The following is a 19,782-nucleotide window of genomic DNA, read 5'->3' as shown; positions in this document are numbered from 1 at the left end:
CGGGCGGCACCGTTCACGCCGGCGTGAGAGGTGTTGGGGTCGACGCAAGGAGCCACCCGGCTGCGAGGTCAGCGTCTGGACCCGTCAGGACGAGGCCGAGCCGGACGCCTTCCGACCCCGCACGGACCCGCCACCAAACCGCTCGGTCAGCGAGGTCGCGGCGGCCCGGATCCGTTGCCCCGTCCCGCGGGCCTCCTCGCGCAACGCGTGCCGCCCGCTGCGCGGCCAGATCTCGGCGGCCCAACGGGTCCGCCGGTTCAGCTGCTCGGAGATGGCGTGGGACACGACCCGCAGCTCCGGTCGCAGGTCGTGGGCGACGTCGGCGTCCGGCGGCGCGTAGCGGCACTCCTCGAGCACCGTCAGTGCCCGGCCGAGCGCCTCCGCGGCCGGGGGCTCCAGGCGGAACTGGCGCACGTAGTGCCCGTGCAGCTGGCGTGGAGTCCGCCCCACCGGGCGGGCGATGCCCAGGTCGTCGAGGCGGGTGAGGAACCCCTCCCACTGCGCCTCCACGCGCTGCCGTGGCCCGGCGGCGTGCCGGGCGGCCACGCCCCGTCGGCGGCGTGCGGCCAGCGGCACCGTCGACGCGCCCGCCAGCAGCAGGACCAGCGCGCCGCCGGCACCGATCCACGGCCACGGCAACGGCGACTGGGCGGACGGCGCGGCGGCGGCCACGGACCCGGGGATGTCCGGCCGGCGCTGGGGGAGCGGCACCGGGTGCCCACCGCCCTGACGCGGCAGGGTGGACTGGTCGCCCCCGCCGCCGGAGGTCCCGCCGAGGTTGACGGCGTAGAGCGGCGGCAGCCCGCTGCGGACCGACGGCGTCGGCTCGAAGCGGGTCCAGCCGAGCCCCTCCAGGTAGAGCTCGGGCCACGCGTGCGCGTCGGCGGCCGTGACGATCCACTCGTTGCGGTTGGTGTTGAAGGTCCCCGGCAGGAACCCGACCGCCATGCGCGCGGGGATCCCCTCGGCACGGGCCATCATGATCATCGCCGTCGCGAACTGCACGCAGTAGCCGCGCTTGGTGCGCAGGAAGTGCGTGATCGGGTCGAGCAGCTGGCCGTCCTTGCCGCGGACCGGTGGGGCGAGCGTGAGGGAGTAGGTGAACCGGCCCGGGTCGCGCAGGTAGTCCTGGATCGCGATCGCCTTCGCCAGCACGGTCGTGCGGCCATGGGTCACGCGGGCCGCCAGGTCACGCACGGTGGCGGCCGAGCGCGACGGAAGCTTCAGGTCGGAGGCGTCCACGTCCTGCGGCAGCTGGGTCAGTCCCTGGTTGTCGCGGATGTCCCGTGGCAGGTTGCCGCTCGGGGAGAGCTCGAGGTAGGTCACGGCATACCGGTCGGGCTGCTTGACCGCGCGGGTGACCTGGGTGTCCGAGGTGACCCACCAACCCTCGTCGAACTCGCCGCGCACCAAGGGGAACGGGGTCGCCACCTGCGGCGCGCGCAGGCCGTTGGTCACCACCGTCATGCTCCAGCGCTGGCGCGGGACCCGCGAGCTCAGGCCGAGCGGCTCCGGCGCGGCGTGGTCGGTCGGGGCGGCCGAGTCGGTGCCGCGGTCGTCGGCCGCGCGGGGCAGCCAGCGGCCGGAGGACGCGTCGTAGGTGGAGGTGACCGACACCCGCAGCGGTGGGGGAGCCGGGTCCTTGGTCCGGTAGCGGATCACCGGGGTGTGGTCGCGGTTGGTCAGGTCGGCCCGCAGGTCGAGGGTCTCGTTGAACCCCACGGTGCCGGGGCCGTGCCCCTTGGCGGCCGGGTTCCGCCCCAGCCCCGAGGCCAGGTAGGTCGGGGGCAGGTGCGGCAGCACCGCGGGCAGCGCCACGGCGGCCACGAGCACGACCACTCCCAGCGACCGCGCCAAGGAGGCGTATGCCGACACGCCGGTGTTGTCTGCCACGTTCGCCACCGGGGTCGCCGGGGTGGCGGCCCCCGTGCCCCAGCGGCGCACGTGCGCCGTCCCCTGGCGGGCCAGCAGCACCAGCCACATCGCGGCGATGGCGAGGAAGAACACCGGGTTGAGCGAGGCGCCGCTGTTGGACGCCGAGACGAGGAAGGCGATGAGCAGCGGCAACCCGGCGACGGCCGGGGTGCGCCGGGTCACGGCGAGGAAGTCGACCACCGCGGCGACGACGCCGAAGAGGGAGGCGGTGAGGAAGACGAGCCCGGGCGTGGCCGGCGCGGGGGCGGCATACCGGTTCATCGACCGGATCGCCTCCTGCACCAGGGCGACCGCGTGCTCGACGGAGGCGGGTCCGGGGAGGCCGTACCAGAGCTGGGCGGCCGTGAACAGCCACCCGGTGACGAGGACCACGAGCGCCAGCTGCACGAGCAGGACCAGTGCCGAGTGCACGCGCAGCCCGCGCAGGGCCATACCCGACAGCATGGCGACGATGACGAGCAGCAGACCGGGGGCGAACCACGTCTGCTGGGCGAGCAGCGTCGTGATCGGCCACGCCGACACGATCGTGGCGAGCGCGGCCAGCAGGCCGTCGACCACCCGGGGCTTCATCGGCCGGCCCCCGTCACGGTGGCCGTGCCGGCGGCGGTGCGGGCGGTGAGCGAGGACCAGGCGGAGCGCACGGTCTGGCCGGTGCGGACCACCTCCGTGGACCAGCCGGCGCCGCCGAGCAGCTCCGAGGCGGCGGCCGCCGAGGGAGAGGTCTCCTCGCCCGCGATCCCCCGGAAGCTGGCGGTGTCGAGCACGAAGGCGAGCCCGACGCTTCCCGGTTGGCGCACCGCGGCGAGCCGGCGCAGGGCGTCGTCGTCGTGGTCGGCGACGACGGCGATCACCACGCCGCCGCTCGCGGTGAGCCCGTGGGCGGCGCGGATGCCCTCCTCCAGCGCCGACGGTGAGGCCAGCTCGGCGACCGCCAGCACGTCGAGGGTGGCGTCGACGTCGACGAGCTGGGCCGCCGACCCCTCGGCGACCGTCTCGGCGCACACGAGGTGGACGGCATACCCGAGGCCCGCGAGCTGCACGGTGACCGAGGCGGCGGCGCTGACCGCCCACTCGAACCCGGGCGCCTGACCGGTGCCGTGGCCGGCGGGGTGGAAGGCCGAGGAGCGCGAGTCGAGCAGGATGATCGCGCGGCGCCGGGCCGGGCGGTCCTCCTGGCGGACCATCAGCTCGCCACGATGCGCCGTGGCCGGCCAGTGGATGCGGCGCAGGTCGTCGCCGTCGCGGTAACCGCGGATGGACACATCGTCCTCGCCGTGCAGCGCCACCATGTGCGGGATCTCGCCCTCGCTGCCCACGCCCTCACCCCGTGGCCGGTCGGCGCCGAGGTGTTCGATGCGGGGCAGGACCAGCACCTCGGTGGTGGCCCGCAACAGCAGGGCGGCCCGGGTCAGGCCGAACGGGTCGCGCTGGCGCAGGGTGATCGGCCCGAGCAGGTGGCGGCCGCGGACGTGGCTGCGCACGTGGTAGCGGACCAGTCGGGACTCCCCGGGCTGCATCCGGGGCAGCACGAAGCGGGGCCGGTCACCGAGGACGTAGTCGAGGCGTTCCTCGGCCAGCAGCAACGGGGTCCGCCGGCTGTCGAGGTTGCGCACCTCGATCTGCACCTCGGCGCGCTCGTCGAGCCGCAGCCGGGTCGGGGTGGTGGTGCGGCGGACGGACAGCGTGGGCGGCCGGCGGTGCGCGAGCAGCAGCGTGATGAGCGGGAGCAGGACCAGCAGGACGCCCACCCGGGTCAGGTCGGAGAAGCCGAGCAACAGGCCGCCGGCCACGAGCGTCGCCCCTGCCGCGAGGAAGGCCTGTCCCCGTGTGGTGATCACTCGTTCTCGTCGCCGGCTCACGGCGCGCCCCTCACCTCGCGCCGGACGGGACCGGCACCCGGTGCACCAGCTCGCGGAGCACATCGGTGGCCGAGCGGTGCGCCAGCTGGCTCTCACCGGTGAGGATGATGCGGTGGGCGAGCACCGGCGCCACGAGCGCCTGCACGTCGTCGGGCAGGACGTGGCCGCGACCGGCGAGCGCGGCGTGGGCGCGCGCCGCCCGCAGCAGGTGCAGGCTGGCCCGCGGTGAGGCGCCCAGGCGCAGCGCGGAGGTGCTACGGGTGGCAGCCGCGAGGTCGACGACGTACTGCCGCACCGCGTCGCTGGCGTAGACGCGACGCACGTCGCGAATCAGCGCCGCGACGGTCGCGGCGTCGGTGACCGGTTGCAGGTCCTCCAGCGGCGACTCCCCGCCGTGGGTGTCGAGCATCAGCAGCTCGGCGGCCGCCGAGGGGTAGCCCATCGAGATCCGAGCCATGAACCGGTCCCGTTGGGCCTCGGGGAGGGGATAGGTCCCCTCCATCTCGATCGGGTTCTGGGTCGCCATCACGATGAACGGTCGGTGCAGCTGGTAGGTCGTGCCGTCGACGGTGACCTGCTCCTCCTCCATGCACTCCAGCAGCGCCGACTGGGTCTTGGGGGAGGCCCGGTTGATCTCATCGCCCACCACCACGTTGGCGAAGATCGCCCCCGGGCGGAACTCGAAGTTGCGCAGGTCCTGGTTGTAGACGCTCACCCCGGTGATATCGCTGGGCAACAGGTCGGGGGTGAACTGGATGCGCCGCACCGTGCAGTCGATGGAGCGGGCGAGGGCCTTGGCCAGCATGGTCTTGCCGACCCCGGGAACGTCCTCGATGAGCAGGTGCCCCTCGGCGAGCAGCACCGTCACCGCGGTGGTGACCACGTCGGGCTTGCCTTCGACCACCGTGGAGATCGCGCCGTGGATACGCCCGGCCACCTCGGCGAGCCGGTCCAGGTCCGGGGCGGCGGCCGGCTCCACCCGGCCGTTGCCGGTGCCACGGGCCGGTGCGACCGGGGGAACGTCCCTGCGGTCCCCGAACTCGCGGGAGGGGACACGGGAGGCAGCGCCGGAGGCGCTGGACGGGGCGCTCACTCAGAGCTCCTGTCTGTCGGAGGCGAACGACCGTCCCCGACCGGGAGCACACCCGGTCGCCGGGTCATCCGCACCCGGCACGTGACGGGGCCCCATCATCTCCCCACACGCCTCCACTCGTCACCAACTCCGCGGGCTTCCGCGGGCAGGCGTTATGCCTTCGTGCTCAGCCTCGCACGCCTGAGCAGGGCACGCACCCCGCTGAGGGCCGGTTCACCGCCTGCTCCGCGTCACCTTGCTCCACCTCGCCCCACGGTCTATGACCTGCGAAAACGTGATGGATTGAGGGCCACGACACCCCCGTCAGGCGTTGACGGTGGGGGGTAGTGGAGTATTGTGGGGCGCAGCGGTGACGGGTGGTCCGAGATCGGCCGGGGAGCCGGCCGAGTGGGGAGGAGGTGGAGCGCGTGTTCCTGGGCACGCACACCCCTCGTCTCGACGACAAGGGCCGCCTCTTCCTGCCGGCGAAGTTCCGGGAGCGCCTCGCCGGCGGGTTGGTCATCACCCGGGGGCAGGAACGCTGCCTCTACGTCTTTGCCATGAACGAGTTCCTCAGGATCACCGAAGCGATGCAGACGACCCCCGTCACGAGCAAGGCCGTCCGGGACTACCAGCGCGTCTTCCTCTCAGGCGCCTCGGACGAGATCCCCGACAAGCAGGGCCGCGTGACCATCCCCGCCACGCTGCGGGAGTACGCCGGGTTGAGCCGGGACTGCACGGTCATCGGTGCCGGCAACCGCGTCGAGGTGTGGGACACCGCGTCGTGGAACAGCTACCTCGAGAGCACCGAGCCCGCCTTCGCCGAGCAGTCGGAGGAGGTGATCCCGGGCCTGCTCTGACCGGCCCCTCGGCGACGACCCGCAGCCGTTCCTGGAGCCAGGTCTCCACCCGCTTCACACCGTCCCGACGCACCTTCCCCGGCGCCGGGACGAGGCGAAACGGGAGCGGATGGAGACCTGACCCCAGGAGCACCACCACCCACCACCCACCGCCCGACCATCCCCCGCACCAGGAGCTTCCCGTGAGCAGCAGTCCCGAGGGCGCACGCCACGTCCCGGTGCTCAGTGCCCGCATCGTGCAGCTGCTGGCGCCGGCGTTGGAGCGGCCCGGAGCCGTTGCGGTGGACGCCACCCTCGGGCTCGGTGGCCACAGCGAGGCCCTGCTCGAGCGGTGCCCCGAGGCTCGGGTGGTCGGCATCGACCGTGACCCCCAGGCCTTGCGGCTGGCCAGCGAACGGCTGGCCCCCTTCGGGGACCGGTTCGTCGCCGTGCACGCGGTCTACGACCAGCTTGGCCGGGTCGTGGCGGAGCAGGCTCCCGACGGCGTCCAGGCGGTGCTGTTCGACCTCGGGGTCTCCTCCTTGCAGCTCGACGAGGCCGACCGGGGCTTCGCCTACCGCCACGACGCACCGCTCGACATGCGGATGGACCAGTCCACCGGGCCGACCGCGGCCGAGGTGCTCAACACCTATGACGCCGACCGGCTCGAGCAGATCCTGCGGGACTACGGCGAGGAGCGCTTCGCCCGCCGCATCGCCCGCGCCATCGTCCGGGAGCGGGAACGTGAGCCGTTCCACACCTCGGCCCGACTGGTGGAACTGCTGCGCGCGACGGTCCCGGCGGCCTCGCAGCGCAGCGGTGGCCACCCCGGCAAGCGCACCTTCCAGGCCCTGCGCATCGAGGTCAACGGCGAGCTCGAGGCCTGGCGCTCGGCGCTGCCGCAAGCCCTCGACGCCCTCGCCGTCGAGGGCCGGATCGCCGTCCTCTCCTACCACTCGCTCGAGGACCGGATCGCCAAGCGGGCGCTCGTCGCCGGCGCCAAGAGCACTGCCCCGGAGGGACTGCCGGTCGAGCTACCCGAGCACCGGCCCTACCTGCGGCTGCTCACCCGCGGCGCGGAAGAGCCTGCCGCAGACGAAATTTCGCGCAACCCGCGCGCTGCCTCGGCGCGCCTCCGCGCCGCCGAGCGCATCCGACTGCACGATCCGCACAACAGGAAGGGATGACCAGGCCATGAGCCAGATGACCGCCACCGCCAGGGCTGGTGTCCGCAGCATTGCCCAGCGGCCGAGCGTCCCGCGACTCCACGTCGTCAGTGGCGCCGAATCCCGTTCTGGCGGCGTGGGATTCGCACTGTTCTGCGTCGGCCTGCTCGTCTCCGGACTGGTGGCGTTGCTGCTGCTCAACACGTCGATGTCGCAAGGGTCGTTCACCCTGTATGACCTGCAGTCCACGTCGGGGGAGCTCACCGACCAGACGACCAGCCTGCGGACGCAGCTGCGCGACCAGGAGGCGCCGGCCAACCTGGCCCGCCGCGCCGCCGCGCAGGGGATGGTCCCGTCGGCCTCCAGCGCGTTCATCCGGCTCTCCGACGGCAAGGTGCTCGGCGTGGCGAAGGCGGCCTCCGGAGCTCAGCGCTTTACCGTGGTGACGCCGGCGGCCTCCGGGTCGACGGCGACCGCGACGAAGGCCGCTGACAGCTCGGCCGCGGCGGGGATGGCGGCAGCCGTCCAGACCGCCCGGCAGCAGGCGACCACCGTCACGGGGCCGACCCAGCGCACGAGCACGAAGCAGCAGGACACGACGACGAAGAGGTAGCTCCGTGAGCCAGACCCGAGGCGGGGGAGGCAGCTCGGGTTCCCGTGGCACCACCGTCCGCCCGTCGCGAGCCCGCGGCGGCTCCGGCTCCCCGCGCGGAGGTCGTCAGGCGTCGCCTCGTCCGCGCGGCGACGCGCCGCGCAAGCGGCGGGCCGCGCCCCCGAAGCGTCGCCGACGCCGGCCCGTGCGGCTCGGCCTGGGCCACCCGCACCGCCGGGTCCGCTTCATCCTCATCGCCGTGCTGTTCGTCTTCAGTCTGTTCGGCGCGCAGCTGTTGCGGCTGCAGGCGCTGGACGCTTCCTCGATGGCCAACGCCGCCCTCGGCAACCGGCTCCGCACCGTCGCCGTGCCGGCGATGCGCGGCAACATCACCGACAGCGACGGCACGGTACTGGCCACCAGCGTGGAACGGCGGGACATCACCGCGGATCCCACCGCGGTCCCGGAGTACCGCAAGAACGCGACCTCCGGCCCGAAGGGCATCGAGGCCGCTGCGCAGGCGATGGCGCCGCTGGTCGGCAAGACGCCCGAGGCGCTGGCCACCCGGTTGACGTCGGCGACCGGCAGGTTCACCTACCTGGTCAAGGACGTCTCCCCGCTGACGTGGCGCAAGGTGGCGGCGCTCGGCATACCGGGCATCTACAGCCAGCCGACGACCAAGCGGCTCTACCCCCTCGGCAGCACGGCCGCCGCGCTCACCGGCTGGGTGGGCGCCGACGGGTCGCCCGGCGGCGGGCTCGAGCTGATGATGAACAAGGTCCTCACCGGCAAGCCGGGCACGGACACCTACGAGCGGTCCGCCGACGGCCGGGTGATCCCGACCGGTGAGCACCACGTCGTGCCCGCGGTGCCCGGGCGCAACGTGCGCACGACGCTCAACAGCGACCTGCAGTTCTACGCCGAGAACGCACTCGCCGAGCAGGTCAAGAAGTCCGGCGCCGTCTCGGGGACGATCGTGGTGATGGACCGGACCGGTCACCTTCGCGCGGTCGGGTCCTACCCCACGTTCGACCCGACCAACATCGGCCAGGCGAGCGGTGACCTGACCAGCCGGGCCTTCGACGAGACCTTCGAGCCGGGCTCGACCGCCAAGGTGATGACCATCGCGGCCAGCCTCGAGGAGGGGGTCGCCACCCCGACCACGGAGGTGACCGTCCCGCCGCGGTTGCAGCGCGCGGGGACGAGCTTCAAGGACGCGGAGAACCACGGCACCGAGCGGCTGACGGTCGCGGGCGTGCTGGCCCACTCCAGCAACATGGGCACCATCCTCGTCGGTGAGCAGGTCAAGCCGAAGGTCATGCACAACTACTTCCAGAAGTTCGGGCTGGGCCAGAAGACCGGCATCGGCTTCCCGGGGGAGACCGGTGGGCTGCTGCCGCCGGCGAGCGACTGGAAGTCCTCGCGGCGCTACACCGTCCTGTTCGGGCAGGGCTTCTCGGTCAACGCCATCCAGGACATGGGCGTGTTCCAGACCATCGCCAACGGCGGGGTCCGCGTGCCGCCGACCCTGATCGCCGGCACCAAGGGCCCGGACGGCAGCTTCCACCCCACGCCGCACAAGAAGCCGGTGCGCGTGGTGTCCTCCTCCGTGGCCGAGCAGATGCGCCAGATGATGGAAACCGTCGTCGGCAAGCACGGCACGGCCCCCGCCGCGGAGGTCAGCGGCTACCGGGTCGCCGGCAAGACCGGAACCGCGGACCGCTACGATCCGGCAACTGGTGGGTACAACGGCTACACCGCGTCGTTCGTCGGCTTCGCGCCGGCGGACAACCCGCAGCTCATCGTGGGCGTCGTGCTCCAGGACCCGAAGAGCTCGATCTACGGAGGTGTGGTCGCCGCGCCGGTGTTCTCCGACGTCATGCGCTACGCCCTGCAGGAGTACGGCATCCCGCCCACCGGCACCAAGCCCGCCCCGCTCCCGCTGACCGTGCAGGAGCGCAACCAGCTCGCCCGCAAGAAGTCGCACCACCAGCAGGAGCCGCGTCCGTGATCCCCCTCCAACTCAGTGAGATCGCCGCCGTCACCGGCGGCACCCTGCAGGGGGCGGACGTCCGAGTCACCAGCGCGGTGGTCACCGACTCGCGCGAGGCCTCCCCCGGCAGCCTGTATGTCGCCCGCCTGGGCGAGCACGCCGACGGTCACCAGTTCGTCGGTTCCGCTGCCGAGGCGGGCGCCGTGGCCGCACTGGTCAGCCACCCGGTCGCCGAGCTGCCCTGCGTCGTCGTGCCCGACGTGCAGGAGGGGTTCGCCCGGCTCGCTCGCGCCGTCGTGGACCGTGCTCCGCAGCTTTCGGTGGTGGGGATCACCGGCTCCTCCGGCAAGACCAGCACCAAGGACCTCCTGGCCGCCGTCCTGGCCGATGTCGGGCAGACCGTGGCCCCGGTGGGGTCCTACAACTCCGAGGTCGGCGTGCCGCTGACGGTGTGCCGGGTGACCGAGGACACCCGCTACCTCGTCGCCGAGATGGGCGCCGACGGGGTCGGCCACATCGCCTACCTGTGCCGGATCGCACCGCCGCGCATCGGTGTCGTGCTCAACGTGGGCTCGGCCCACCTCGGCCTGTTCGGCTCCCGCGAGGCGATCGCGCAGACCAAGGGCGAGCTCGTGGAGGCCCTGCCCCCCGGCGGCCTGGCCGTGCTGAACGCCGACGACCCGGTCGTGTCGGCGATGGCCGAGCGCACCCGCGCCCGCGTGGTCCGCGTCGGCACCGCAGCGGACGCCGACGTCCGGGCCAGCGAGGTCAGCCTGGACCCGACCGGCCGGCCTTCCTTCCGGCTGCACACGGCGACGGGCGAGCGGCAGGTGCGCCTGGGCCTGTTCGGCGAGCATCAGGTCGGCAACGCCCTGGCGGTGGCGGCGGTCGCCCTCGAGCTGGGGGTCGACCTCGACCACGTCGTGGAGGTGTTCGCCAACGCCCGGGCCGCCAGCCGGTGGCGGATGGAGGTGCACGAGCGCGCCGACGGGGTCACCGTCGTCAACGACGCCTACAACGCCAACCCGGAGTCGATGCGGGCCGCGCTGAAGGCGCTCGCCGCCATGGGCCGCGGCCGGCGCACCTGGGCGGTGCTCGGCGAGATGCGCGAGCTCGGCGAGGGCTCCACGGCCGAGCACGACGCGATCGGCCGGCTCGCCGTGCGGCTCAACATCGAGCGCCTCGTGGCCGTCGGCGACGGTGCCCGCGCCATCGACCAGGGCGCCAAGCAGGAGGGCTCCTGGGGCCAGGAGTCGACGTGGGTCACCGACGTCGACGCGGCCTACGACCTGCTCGGGCGGGAGCTGACCGCCGGCGACGTCGTGCTGCTCAAGTCCAGCCGCGACTCCGGCCTGCGCCACCTCGGCGACCGGCTCGTCACCGGTGACGCCGACGCGGGCAGCGGCCGATGAAGGCCGTCCTCCTCGGGGCGGCGATCGCCCTCATCGCGTCGCTGTTCGGCACGCCGATGTTCATCAAGCTGCTCGTGCGCAAGGGCTACGGGCAGTTCATCCGCGACGACGGGCCGACCTCGCACCACACCAAGCGCGGCACGCCGACCATGGGCGGTGTCGTGATCATCGGCGCCGTGCTGCTGGCCTACGCCCTGGCGCACCTGATCACCCTGACGCCCGCCACCGCCAGCGGCCTGCTGGTGCTGCTGCTGATGACCGGGCTGGGCCTGGTCGGCTTCCTCGACGACTTCATCAAGATCTCCAAGCAGCGCAGCCTGGGGCTGCGCAGCCACGAGAAGCTCATCGGGCAGACCGTCGTGGCGGTGCTGTTCGCGGTGCTCGCGCTGCAGTTCCCGAGCCGTGGCTACCGCACACCGGCGAGCACCTACATCTCGTTCGTGCGGGACACCAACGTCAACCTGGCCTTCGCCGGGCCGGTCATCGGGATCATCCTCTTCGTGCTCTGGGCCAACCTCATGATCGCGGGCACGAGCAACGGGGTGAACCTCACCGACGGCCTGGACGGCCTCGCGACCGGCGCCAGTGCCATGGTGTTCGGCTCCTACGTGCTCATCGGCATCTGGCAGTTCAACCAGAACTGCCAGACCAACCCGAGCCTGAAGTGCTACGAGGTCCGCGACCCGCACGACCTCGCGATGGTGGCCGCCGCCGTCGCCGGCGCCTGCTTCGGCTTCCTGTGGTGGAACGCCTCACCCGCCAAGATCTTCATGGGGGACACCGGCTCCCTCGCTCTGGGCGGGGCGCTCGCCGGCCTGGCCATCACCACCCGCACCGAGCTGCTCGTGGTGATCCTCGGTGGCCTGTTCGTCGTCATCACCCTGTCGGTGATCATCCAGGTCGCCTCCTTCAAGACCACCGGCAGACGGGTGTTCCGCATGGCCCCGCTGCAACACCACTTCGAGCTGGTGGGCTGGGACGAGGTGACGATCGTCATCCGCTTCTGGATCATCGCCGGGCTGTTCGCCGCCGTGGGCCTGGGCCTGTTCTACGGCGAGTGGGTGGTCGGGTCGTGACCGGTCCGGCCCGGCCGGGCAGCACCGACCACGACGACCGGCTCGGCCACCGCGACCTGACGCACCGGGACGGCGACTGGAGCGGGCTGCACGTGGTCGTCTGCGGACTCGGCGTGAGCGGGTTCGCCGCCGCCGACGCCCTGGCCCAGCGCGGGGCGCACGTCACCGCCGTGGACGGCGGCGACAGCGACTCGGTGCGCGAGCACGCGCAGGTGCTGGAGGTGCTCGGCGTGGACGTGCGCCTGGGCGCGGAGCACACGACCCAGGTGCCGGCGGGCGCCGAGCTCGTCGTCACCTCGCCCGGCTGGCGGCCCGACCAGCCGCTGCTGGCCGCGGCGGCCGCGGACGGCATACCGGTCTGGGGGGAGGTGGAGCTCGCTTGGCGGATGCGTGCCCGGGAGGGCGCGGCGCCCTGGCTGACGGTGACCGGCACCAACGGCAAGACCACGACGGTCAACATGCTCGCCGCCATCCTGCGCGCGGCCGGGCTGCGGACGATCGCCGCCGGCAACGTGGGCACCCCGCTGCTCGAGGCCGTGCTCGACCCGCAGCCGTATGACGTGCTGGCCGTGGAGCTGTCCAGCTTCCAGTTGCACTGGCAGCACTCGGTCGTGCCCCGCGTCGCGGCCTGCCTCAACGTCGCGCCGGACCACGTGGACTGGCACGGCTCGCTGGAGGCCTACCGGCTCGCCAAGGGCAGCGTCTACCACGCCGCCCAAGTGGCCTGCGTCTACAACGTGCAGGACCCCGTGACCGAGCGGCTGGTCGAGGACGCCGACGTGGCCGAGGGGTGCCGGGCGATCGGCTTCACCCTCGGCGTGCCGGCCCCCTCCATGCTCGGCGTCGTCGACGACGTGCTCGCCGACCGCGCCTTCGTGGCGGAGCGCGCGACGAGCGCGGCCGAGCTGTGCACGTTCGAGGACCTGCGCGCCGGGTCCCCGTCCCTGGCGCCCCACTACGTGGCCAACGCGCTGGCCGCCGCCGCGGTGGCCCGGGCGCACGGGGTGCCCACCGCCGCGGTCCGCGACGGGCTGCGCGGCTTCCGGCCGGACCCCCACCGGATCGCCGAGGTCGGCACCGTCGCCGGCGTCCGCTACGTGGACGACTCCAAGGCCACCAACCCGCACGCCGCGGCCGCCTCCCTCGCCGCGTTCGAGCACGTCGTGTGGGTGGCCGGGGGACTGCTCAAGGGCGCGGACGTCGACGACCTGGTGCGGCAGGCCGCTGACCGGTTGCGCGGCGTCGTGCTCATCGGGGCCGAGCGCGCCCGGATCGCCGACGCGCTCGCCCGACACGCCCCCGAGATCCCCGTCGTCGACCTGTCCACGACCGACACTGAGGTGATGGACGTGGTCGTGGAGCAGGCGGCCGCGCTCGCCCGGCCGGGTGACGTGGTGCTGCTCGCCCCGGCGGCGGCGTCCTGGGACATGTTCACCAGCTACCACGCGCGGGGCGAGGCGTTCGCCGCGGCCGTGGAGCGTCACCGGAGCCGCGTCGAGAGGGACTGACGAGTCGTGACCACCTCCACCCGTCGCCGGCCACTGGCCAGCACCACCGCGGCCACGGGGAGGGAGGAGTCCCGCGACTGGTCGCCCACCGGCTGGCTGGCGTGGTTGCGCCGGCTCGAGTCCCCGGTGGCCACCTACTACCTCCTGCTGGGCTCCACCACCATGCTCGTCATCATCGGGCTGGTCATGGTGCTGTCGGCCTCCAGCGTGGAGTCCTACGCCGCCAACGGCTCCTCCTACACCGTCTTCCTCAACCAGCTCGAGTTCGCCGTGCTCGGCATCATCGGCGCCATCATCGCCAGCCGGCTCTCGGTCGGGTTCCTGCGCAAGGTCGCCCCCTGGGCGTTCGGGGGAGCGGTGCTGCTGCAGGGGCTGGTCTTCAGCCCGCTCGGCGTGAGCGTGCTCGGCAACCGCAACTGGATCGAGATCGCCGGTCAGCGGCTGCAGCCCTCGGAGTTCGCCAAGGTCGCCCTGGTCCTGCTCGGTGCGGCCATCCTCACGCGCAAGCGGCGCCAGCTCGGCAAGTTCCGGCACGCCCTCATCCCGCTGCTCGTGCCGTGCGGTGGGCTGTTGGTGGGGCTCGTGCTGCTGGGCCACGACCTCGGCACCGCCCTGGTCCTGCTCGCGATCATCGCGGGCGTGCTCTTCGCCGCCGGCGTGCCGCTGCGGGGGTTCCTCGTGGCCGGGGGCTCCTTCGCGGCGCTCGCCGGCGCGCTGGTGATCACCAGCCCCAACCGCATGGGCCGCATCACCACGTGGCTCGGCAGCTGTCAGAACGCCCTCGCCCAGGGCTGCTTCCAGAAGGTGCACGGCGAGTACGCCCTCGCCGACGGCGGCTGGTGGGGCGTCGGCCTGGGCGCCAGCCGCGAGAAGTGGTCGTGGCTGCCGGAGGCGCACAACGACTTCATCTTCGCCATCATCGGCGAGGAGCTCGGCCTGCCCGGCACCCTCGTGGTCATCGGCCTGTTCGCGGTGCTCGCGTTCGCGTGCTACCGGCTGGTCCTGCGCACCGACGACTTCTTCGTGCGGATCGCCTCCGCCGGGATCATGGTCTGGATCCTCGTGCAGGCCATCATCAACATCGGGGCGGTCATCGGCCTGCTCCCGATCATCGGTGTCCCCCTGCCCCTGGTGTCGAGCGGGGGGTCCGCGTTGGTGACCACACTGGTGGGGATCGGCATACTGTTCTCGTTTGCCAGGAACGAACCGGGCTGCAAGGAGGCGCTGCAGGCACGTCCGAGCATGGTGCGACGGACGCTCGCGGTGGTCTCGCGGCAGCGGCAGGAGGACGAATGACACCGACGTCGAGGGAACCGCGCGGCGAGGGCTCCCTGCGGTCCGTCGTCCTCGCCGGAGGCGGGTCGGCGGGGCACGTCTCCCCGCTGCTCGCGCTGGCCGACTGCCTGCGCCGGCGCCACCCCGACGTGCGCATCACCGTGCTCGGCACGGAGGAGGGGCTGGAGGCCCGCCTCGTGCCGGCCCGCGGCTACGAGCTGCGCACCATCCCCAAGGTCGCCTTCCCCCGTCGCCCCGGCGCCGCCCTGGCGCGGCTGCCACACGCGCTGCGCGGTGCCGTGCTCAGCACCGGCCGGATCATCGAGCAGGTGGCGGCGGACGTCGTCGTCGGCTTCGGCGGCTACGTCTCCACGCCGGCCTACCTGGCCGCGCGGCGCCGGGGGCTGCCCCTCGTGATCCACGAGCAGAACGCCCGACCGGGGCTGGCCAACCGGCTGGGCGCCCGGTTCACCCCGCACGTCGCCACCACCTTCGCCTCCACCCGGCTGCCGCACGCCCACGTCATCGGTATGCCGCTCCGCCGCGAGATCACGACCCTCGACCGGGGCTCCGTGCGCACCAAGGCGCTCGCGCACTTCGGCCTGCAGGACCGCCACCCCACCCTGTTGGTCACCGGCGGTTCCCTGGGGGCGCAGCGCCTCAACGACGCGTTCGCAGCGGCGGTGCCCTCGCTGCGGGCCGCCGGGGTGCAGGTGCTGCACCTCACCGGCGAGGGCAAGGAGTTCGTCCCCGAGCCCGCGCCCGACGCGGGGGAGGGCCCGCCCTACGTCGTGCGCCCGTATGCCGACCAGATGGAGTTCGCCTATGCCGCGGCCGACCTCGTGGTCGCCCGGGCGGGGGCCAACACGGTCTGCGAGCTGACCGCGGTGGGGTTGCCCGCCGTCTACGTGCCCCTGCCCGTGGGCAACGGCGAGCAGCGCCTCAACGCCGCCGACGTCGTCGGCGCCGGGGGAGGCCTGCTCGTGGCCAACGACGACGTCACCCCTGACTGGGTGCGGCAGGAGCTGGTGCCGCTGCTCGGGGACGCCGAGCGGCTGCGCTCGCTCGCCGCGGCGGCCGCCGGCATCGGCAGCCGGGACGCCGACGAGCGGCTCGCCGACCTGGTCGAGCAGGCGGCAACCGCCGCGCGCGTGGGGTCGGCGAGCGCATGAGCAACGGCACCAACGACCGCTTCCGGTTCGAGGAGCCGGTTCCGCCCGCGGCCGAGCTGGGGCACGTGCACTTCATCGCGATCGGCGGTGCGGGCATGTCCGGCGTCGCCCGCATCATGCTGGCCCAGGGCCTGCAGGTCACCGGCTCGGACGCCCGGGAGTCGTTGGTGACCCGCGCGCTCGGCACGGAGGGAGCCCTCGTGCACATCGGCCACGACGCCTCCCACCTCGAAGGCGTCGACACGGTGGTGCTGTCGTCAGCCATCCGCGACGACAACCCCGAACTGGCGGCGGCCCGGCAACGCGGGCTGCGGGTGCTGCACCGCTCCCAAGGGCTCGCCTCGGTGATGCGCGGGCAGCGGCGGGTCGCGGTGGCCGGCGCCAACGGCAAGACCACGACCACGTCCATGCTCACCGTGGCGCTCCAGCACTGCGGCGTCGACCCGTCGTTCGCGGTCGGCGGCGAGCTGGCCCGGCTCGGCACCAACGCGCACTACGGCACCGGGGACGTCTTCGTGGCCGAGGCCGACGAGAGCGACGGGTCATTCGTGGTCTACCACCCGGAGGTGGCGATCGTCACCAACGTCATGCCCGACCACCTCGACTTCTACGGCGACTATGCCCACGTGCAGCAGGCCTACGAGAGGTTTGCCGGCACCATCCGGCCGGGCGGGGTCCTCGTGACCTGCGCCGACGACCCCGGCGCACGGCAGCTCGCTGAGCGGGTGCGCGCAGGCGGCACCCGGGTGGTGTCCTACGGCGAGGCGGCCGACGCCGACGTGCGGATCACCGGGCTCGGTGGACGTGACCTGCAGGCGTGGGCGACGCTGCACCAGGCCGGCGCCCCCGACCGCGCGCTGCGCATCGGCGTGCCGGGCGAGCACAACCTGCTCAATGCCACTGCCGCCTACGTCGCGGCGACCGTCGGCCTCGGGCAGGAGCCCACGGTCGTGCTCGAGGGGCTCGCCGGCTTCACGGGCACCCGGCGCCGGTTCGAGCCCAAGGGCGAGGTCCAGGGAGTCCGCGTCATCGACGACTACGCGCACAACCCCGGCAAGGTCACCGCGGTCGTGCGCACGGGCAAGCGTCTCGTCGGCGACGACGGCCGGCTCGTGGTGGTCTTCCAGCCCCACCTGTACACCCGGACCCGCGACTTCGCCGCCGAGCTCGCGCAGGCCCTGAGCCTCGCCGACGTCGTCGTCGTCATGGAGATCTTCGCCGCCCGCGAGGACCCGTTGCCCGGCGTCACGGCGGCCCTGGTGGCCGACCGGGTGCACGGGCCCGGCAGGGTCGTCTACGAGCCGTCCTGGCAGGCAGTCGCGCCGTGTGTCGCGGCCCTGGTGCGTCCGGGTGACCTCGTGCTCACGGTCGGCGCGGGCGACGTGACCCTCGTGGGCCCCGAGGTGCTCGGTCTGCTCGCCGAGCAGCACGCCGCAGAAGAGCAGCGCGAGCAGCCGGCCCAGCAGGAGCAGCGCACCCGGCACGCCGAGCAGGCCGTCGCTCGCCACCTGGCCGAGGGGATCCGCTGACGATGGCGCTCAAGGGAGCCCTCCGCGAACGCACCGCCGGCGACCGGCTCGCGGCACGGACGGTGACCGTCCGACGCCGCCCCCGCCGGTGGGTGTGGGCGGCCGTGGCCGCCGTGGTGGTCGCCGCCCTGGTCGGCTGGCTGGTGTGGTTCAGCCCGCTGTTCACGGTCCGTCACGTCGAGGTCGAGGGTGCCCGACAGGGGCAGGCGAGCGCGGTGCGCGCCGCAGCCAAGGTCCCGATGGGGCAACAGCTGGTGGCGGTGGACCTGCCGTCCATCGTCGGGCGCGTCCTGGCGTCGGGCACCATCGAGACGACCACGGTCAGCCGGGCGTGGCCCTCCACCGTGGTCATCCACGTCACCCCGCGCCACCCCGTGATGGTGCTGCAGAACCCTCAAGGTCAACCTGAGGTTGTGGATCGCTTCGGCGTCGCCTACACCGCGGCGGGACCTGCCGGGAAGGGGGTGCGGCACCTGCCCACCGTCACCCTCGAAGGGGTCACCGGAGCGGACACGCAGACCGCCCTGCGCGCCGCCGCAGACGCCCTGCGGGACCTGCCCGCCGCTTTGCAGGACAAGGTCGAGCGGGTGTCCGTGCGCGGCCGGGAGGACGTGAGCTTCGAGGTGGGCACGGTCCACGTGCACTGGGGCGTGGGCGGCGACGGTCCGCTCAAGGCGCGCGTGCTGGGCACGTTGCTGCAGCTGCGTCCGGGGCACGGCGCGAGGCCGACCTCGGTCGACGTGAGCGCGCCCGACCAGCCCGTCGTGAAGTAGGGCTCATCCTGAAGTTGAGGTGGACAGTAGCGCGAGCCCCGGGGCGGTCGCGTACGATGCCACTCGCACGTGCACTGGACCTGGCCGGTTCCTCGCCGGACGGGGTGGCAACGCCAGCGTGGTCCGGGCAGTGCACGTGAGCACCATCCGAGCAGCACACCCGCTTCCCAGCGCATGAAAGAGGCCTCACCCGTGGCAGCACCACAGAACTACCTCGCGGTCATCAAGGTCGTCGGCATCGGCGGCGGCGGGGTGAACGCGATCAACCGGATGATCGAGGTCGGACTCAAGGGTGTGGAGTTCATCGCGATCAACACCGACGCACAGGCGCTGCTGATGAGCGACGCCGACGTCAAGCTCGACGTGGGCCGGGAGCTGACCCGCGGCCTCGGTGCCGGCGCCGACCCGGAGGTCGGGCGCAAGGCCGCCGAGGACCACGCGGAGGAGATCGAGGAGGTCCTCAAGGGGGCCGACATGGTCTTCGTCACCGCCGGCGAGGGCGGCGGCACCGGCACCGGTGGCGCCCCGGTCGTCGCCAAGATCGCCAAGTCGCTCGGCGCGCTGACCATCGGCGTCGTGACCCGGCCGTTCACCTTCGAGGGCCGGCGCCGCGCCAACCAGGCCGAGTCCGGCATCACGACGCTGCGCGAAGAGGTCGACACCCTCATCGTCATCCCCAACGACCGGCTGCTGTCGATCAGCGACCGGGCGGTGAGCATGCTGGACGCGTTCCGCAGCGCTGACCAGGTGCTGCTCTCCGGTGTGCAGGGCATCACGGACCTGATCACCACCCCCGGCCTGATCAACCTCGACTTCGCCGACGTCAAGTCGGTCATGCAGGGCGCCGGTTCGGCGCTCATGGGCATCGGCTCGGCCCGGGGTGAGGACCGCGCCGTGCAGGCCGCCGAGCTGGCCATCTCCTCCCCGCTGCTCGAGGCGAGCATCGACGGCGCGCACGGCGTCCTGCTCTCGGTGCAGGGCGGCTCCGACCTCGGCCTGTTCGAGATCAACGAGGCCGCCCGACTGGTGCAGGAGGCGGCCCACCCCGAGGCCAACATCATCTTCGGTGCGGTGATCGACGACGCGCTGGGCGACGAGGTGCGGGTCACCGTGATCGCCGCCGGCTTCGACGGTGGGTCCCCGCAGCGACGCGGCGACGAGCGGGCGCTCGGCCAGATCCAGGGCAGCAACCGGTCCCAGCAGGGCCACCAGGTGCCCGGCGTGGGGCAGTCCGGCGCCCCGGCCACCGGGCAGGGGCAGCAGGGCCAGGCCCAGCCGACCCAGGGTGGTCACGCTCCGCAGCAGCGCCCCGTGCAGGGCGTGCCACAGCAGGCGCCCCAGCAGGGTCAGCCGGCGGGTCAGGGGCAGCCGGCCCCCGGGGGCCAGCAGCCCCAGCAGCCGGCCGCGCCGCAGCAGGGTGCCCCGGCCCAGCAGGGCCAGCAGGCGCCCCGTCAGGAGCCGCAGCGTCCCCAGCAGGACGTCCAGCGCCCGCCGCGCTCGGTGAGCTTCGACGAGGGCGACGACCTCGACGTCCCGGACTTCCTCAAGTAGTCCCGCGACCGCAGCGGCACGCGCATTTCT

15 protein-coding genes are annotated in these 19,782 nt (G+C 73.1%); 12 read left to right on the top strand and 3 right to left on the bottom strand.

Annotated elements, in window-relative coordinates; genetic code table 11:
• Positions 1-84: 84 nt before the first annotated feature.
• From VFL99_RS16320 to VFL99_RS16310, 3 genes are read right to left on the bottom strand one after another with little or no spacing between them, the layout of a single operon-like run.
• Positions 85-2,505 (bottom strand): transglutaminase TgpA family protein, encoded by a 2,421-nt coding sequence (locus VFL99_RS16320; RefSeq protein ID WP_325107413.1) that lies wholly within the window; start codon positions 2,503-2,505, stop codon positions 85-87.
• Positions 2,502-3,773 (bottom strand): DUF58 domain-containing protein, encoded by a 1,272-nt coding sequence (locus VFL99_RS16315; RefSeq protein ID WP_325107412.1) that lies wholly within the window; start codon positions 3,771-3,773, stop codon positions 2,502-2,504. Before VFL99_RS16315 ends, VFL99_RS16320 begins: the two co-directional genes overlap by 4 nt.
• Before the next feature lie 31 nt (positions 3,774-3,804).
• Complete coding sequence (locus VFL99_RS16310; RefSeq protein ID WP_414713787.1) at positions 3,805-4,887, bottom strand: AAA family ATPase; 1,083 nt, start codon at positions 4,885-4,887, stop codon at positions 3,805-3,807.
• 407 nt (positions 4,888-5,294) lie between these two features.
• Here VFL99_RS16310 and mraZ point away from each other — a divergent pair, with 407 nt between their 5' ends.
• The 12 genes from mraZ (at position 5,295) to ftsZ (ending at position 19,752) form a co-directional block, all read left to right on the top strand.
• Positions 5,295-5,726 carry a division/cell wall cluster transcriptional repressor MraZ gene (gene mraZ, locus VFL99_RS16305; protein WP_325107411.1) on the top strand — a complete coding sequence of 144 codons (432 nt, stop codon included), beginning with the start codon at positions 5,295-5,297 and terminating at the stop codon, positions 5,724-5,726.
• A 182-nt stretch (positions 5,727-5,908) separates the two neighbouring features.
• Entirely contained in the window at positions 5,909-6,892 is a 984-nt protein-coding gene (gene rsmH / locus VFL99_RS16300) for a 16S rRNA (cytosine(1402)-N(4))-methyltransferase RsmH (protein ID WP_325107410.1), read from the top strand.
• A gap of 7 nt (positions 6,893-6,899) precedes the next feature.
• Positions 6,900-7,484: a cell division protein FtsL gene (gene ftsL / locus VFL99_RS16295; protein WP_325107409.1), complete on the top strand. Its 585-nt coding sequence runs from the start codon at positions 6,900-6,902 to the stop codon at positions 7,482-7,484.
• A 4-nt stretch (positions 7,485-7,488) separates the two neighbouring features.
• Positions 7,489-9,474 (top strand): peptidoglycan D,D-transpeptidase FtsI family protein, encoded by a 1,986-nt coding sequence (locus VFL99_RS16290; RefSeq protein ID WP_325107408.1) that lies wholly within the window; start codon positions 7,489-7,491, stop codon positions 9,472-9,474.
• Entirely contained in the window at positions 9,471-10,868 is a 1,398-nt protein-coding gene (locus tag VFL99_RS16285; protein ID WP_325107407.1) for a UDP-N-acetylmuramoyl-tripeptide--D-alanyl-D-alanine ligase, read from the top strand. The genes VFL99_RS16290 and VFL99_RS16285 overlap by 4 nt, the downstream gene beginning before the upstream one ends.
• A complete protein-coding gene (gene mraY, locus VFL99_RS16280; RefSeq protein WP_325107406.1) occupies positions 10,865-11,944 on the top strand; it encodes a phospho-N-acetylmuramoyl-pentapeptide-transferase in 1,080 nt (359 codons plus the stop codon). The genes VFL99_RS16285 and mraY overlap by 4 nt, the downstream gene beginning before the upstream one ends.
• Positions 11,941-13,452, top strand: a complete 1,512-nt coding sequence (murD, locus tag VFL99_RS16275; protein WP_325107405.1) for a UDP-N-acetylmuramoyl-L-alanine--D-glutamate ligase — start codon at positions 11,941-11,943, stop codon at positions 13,450-13,452. Before mraY ends, murD begins: the two co-directional genes overlap by 4 nt.
• Positions 13,453-13,458: 6 nt before the next feature.
• Positions 13,459-14,748 carry a putative lipid II flippase FtsW gene (gene ftsW, locus VFL99_RS16270; RefSeq protein ID WP_325107404.1) on the top strand — a complete coding sequence of 430 codons (1,290 nt, stop codon included), beginning with the start codon at positions 13,459-13,461 and terminating at the stop codon, positions 14,746-14,748.
• Positions 14,745-15,899 (top strand): undecaprenyldiphospho-muramoylpentapeptide beta-N-acetylglucosaminyltransferase, encoded by a 1,155-nt coding sequence (gene murG / locus VFL99_RS16265; protein ID WP_325107403.1) that lies wholly within the window; start codon positions 14,745-14,747, stop codon positions 15,897-15,899. The genes ftsW and murG overlap by 4 nt, the downstream gene beginning before the upstream one ends.
• Positions 15,896-17,428 (top strand): UDP-N-acetylmuramate--L-alanine ligase, encoded by a 1,533-nt coding sequence (gene murC, locus VFL99_RS16260; protein WP_325107402.1) that lies wholly within the window; start codon positions 15,896-15,898, stop codon positions 17,426-17,428. The genes murG and murC overlap by 4 nt, the downstream gene beginning before the upstream one ends.
• Before the next feature lie 2 nt (positions 17,429-17,430).
• Complete coding sequence (locus VFL99_RS16255; RefSeq protein ID WP_325107401.1) at positions 17,431-18,201, top strand: cell division protein FtsQ/DivIB; 771 nt, start codon at positions 17,431-17,433, stop codon at positions 18,199-18,201.
• Between the two features lie 192 nt (positions 18,202-18,393).
• On the top strand, positions 18,394-19,752 hold the full coding sequence (gene ftsZ / locus VFL99_RS16250; protein WP_325107400.1) for a cell division protein FtsZ: 1,359 nt from the start codon (positions 18,394-18,396) through the stop codon (positions 19,750-19,752).
• The last annotated feature ends 30 nt before the right edge of the window (positions 19,753-19,782 follow it).

The sequence above is a fragment of the Segeticoccus sp. genome (assembly GCF_035708005.1).
The sequence above is the reverse complement of the archived record's forward strand: the minus strand, read 5'-3'. Positions and strand labels throughout refer to the sequence as shown.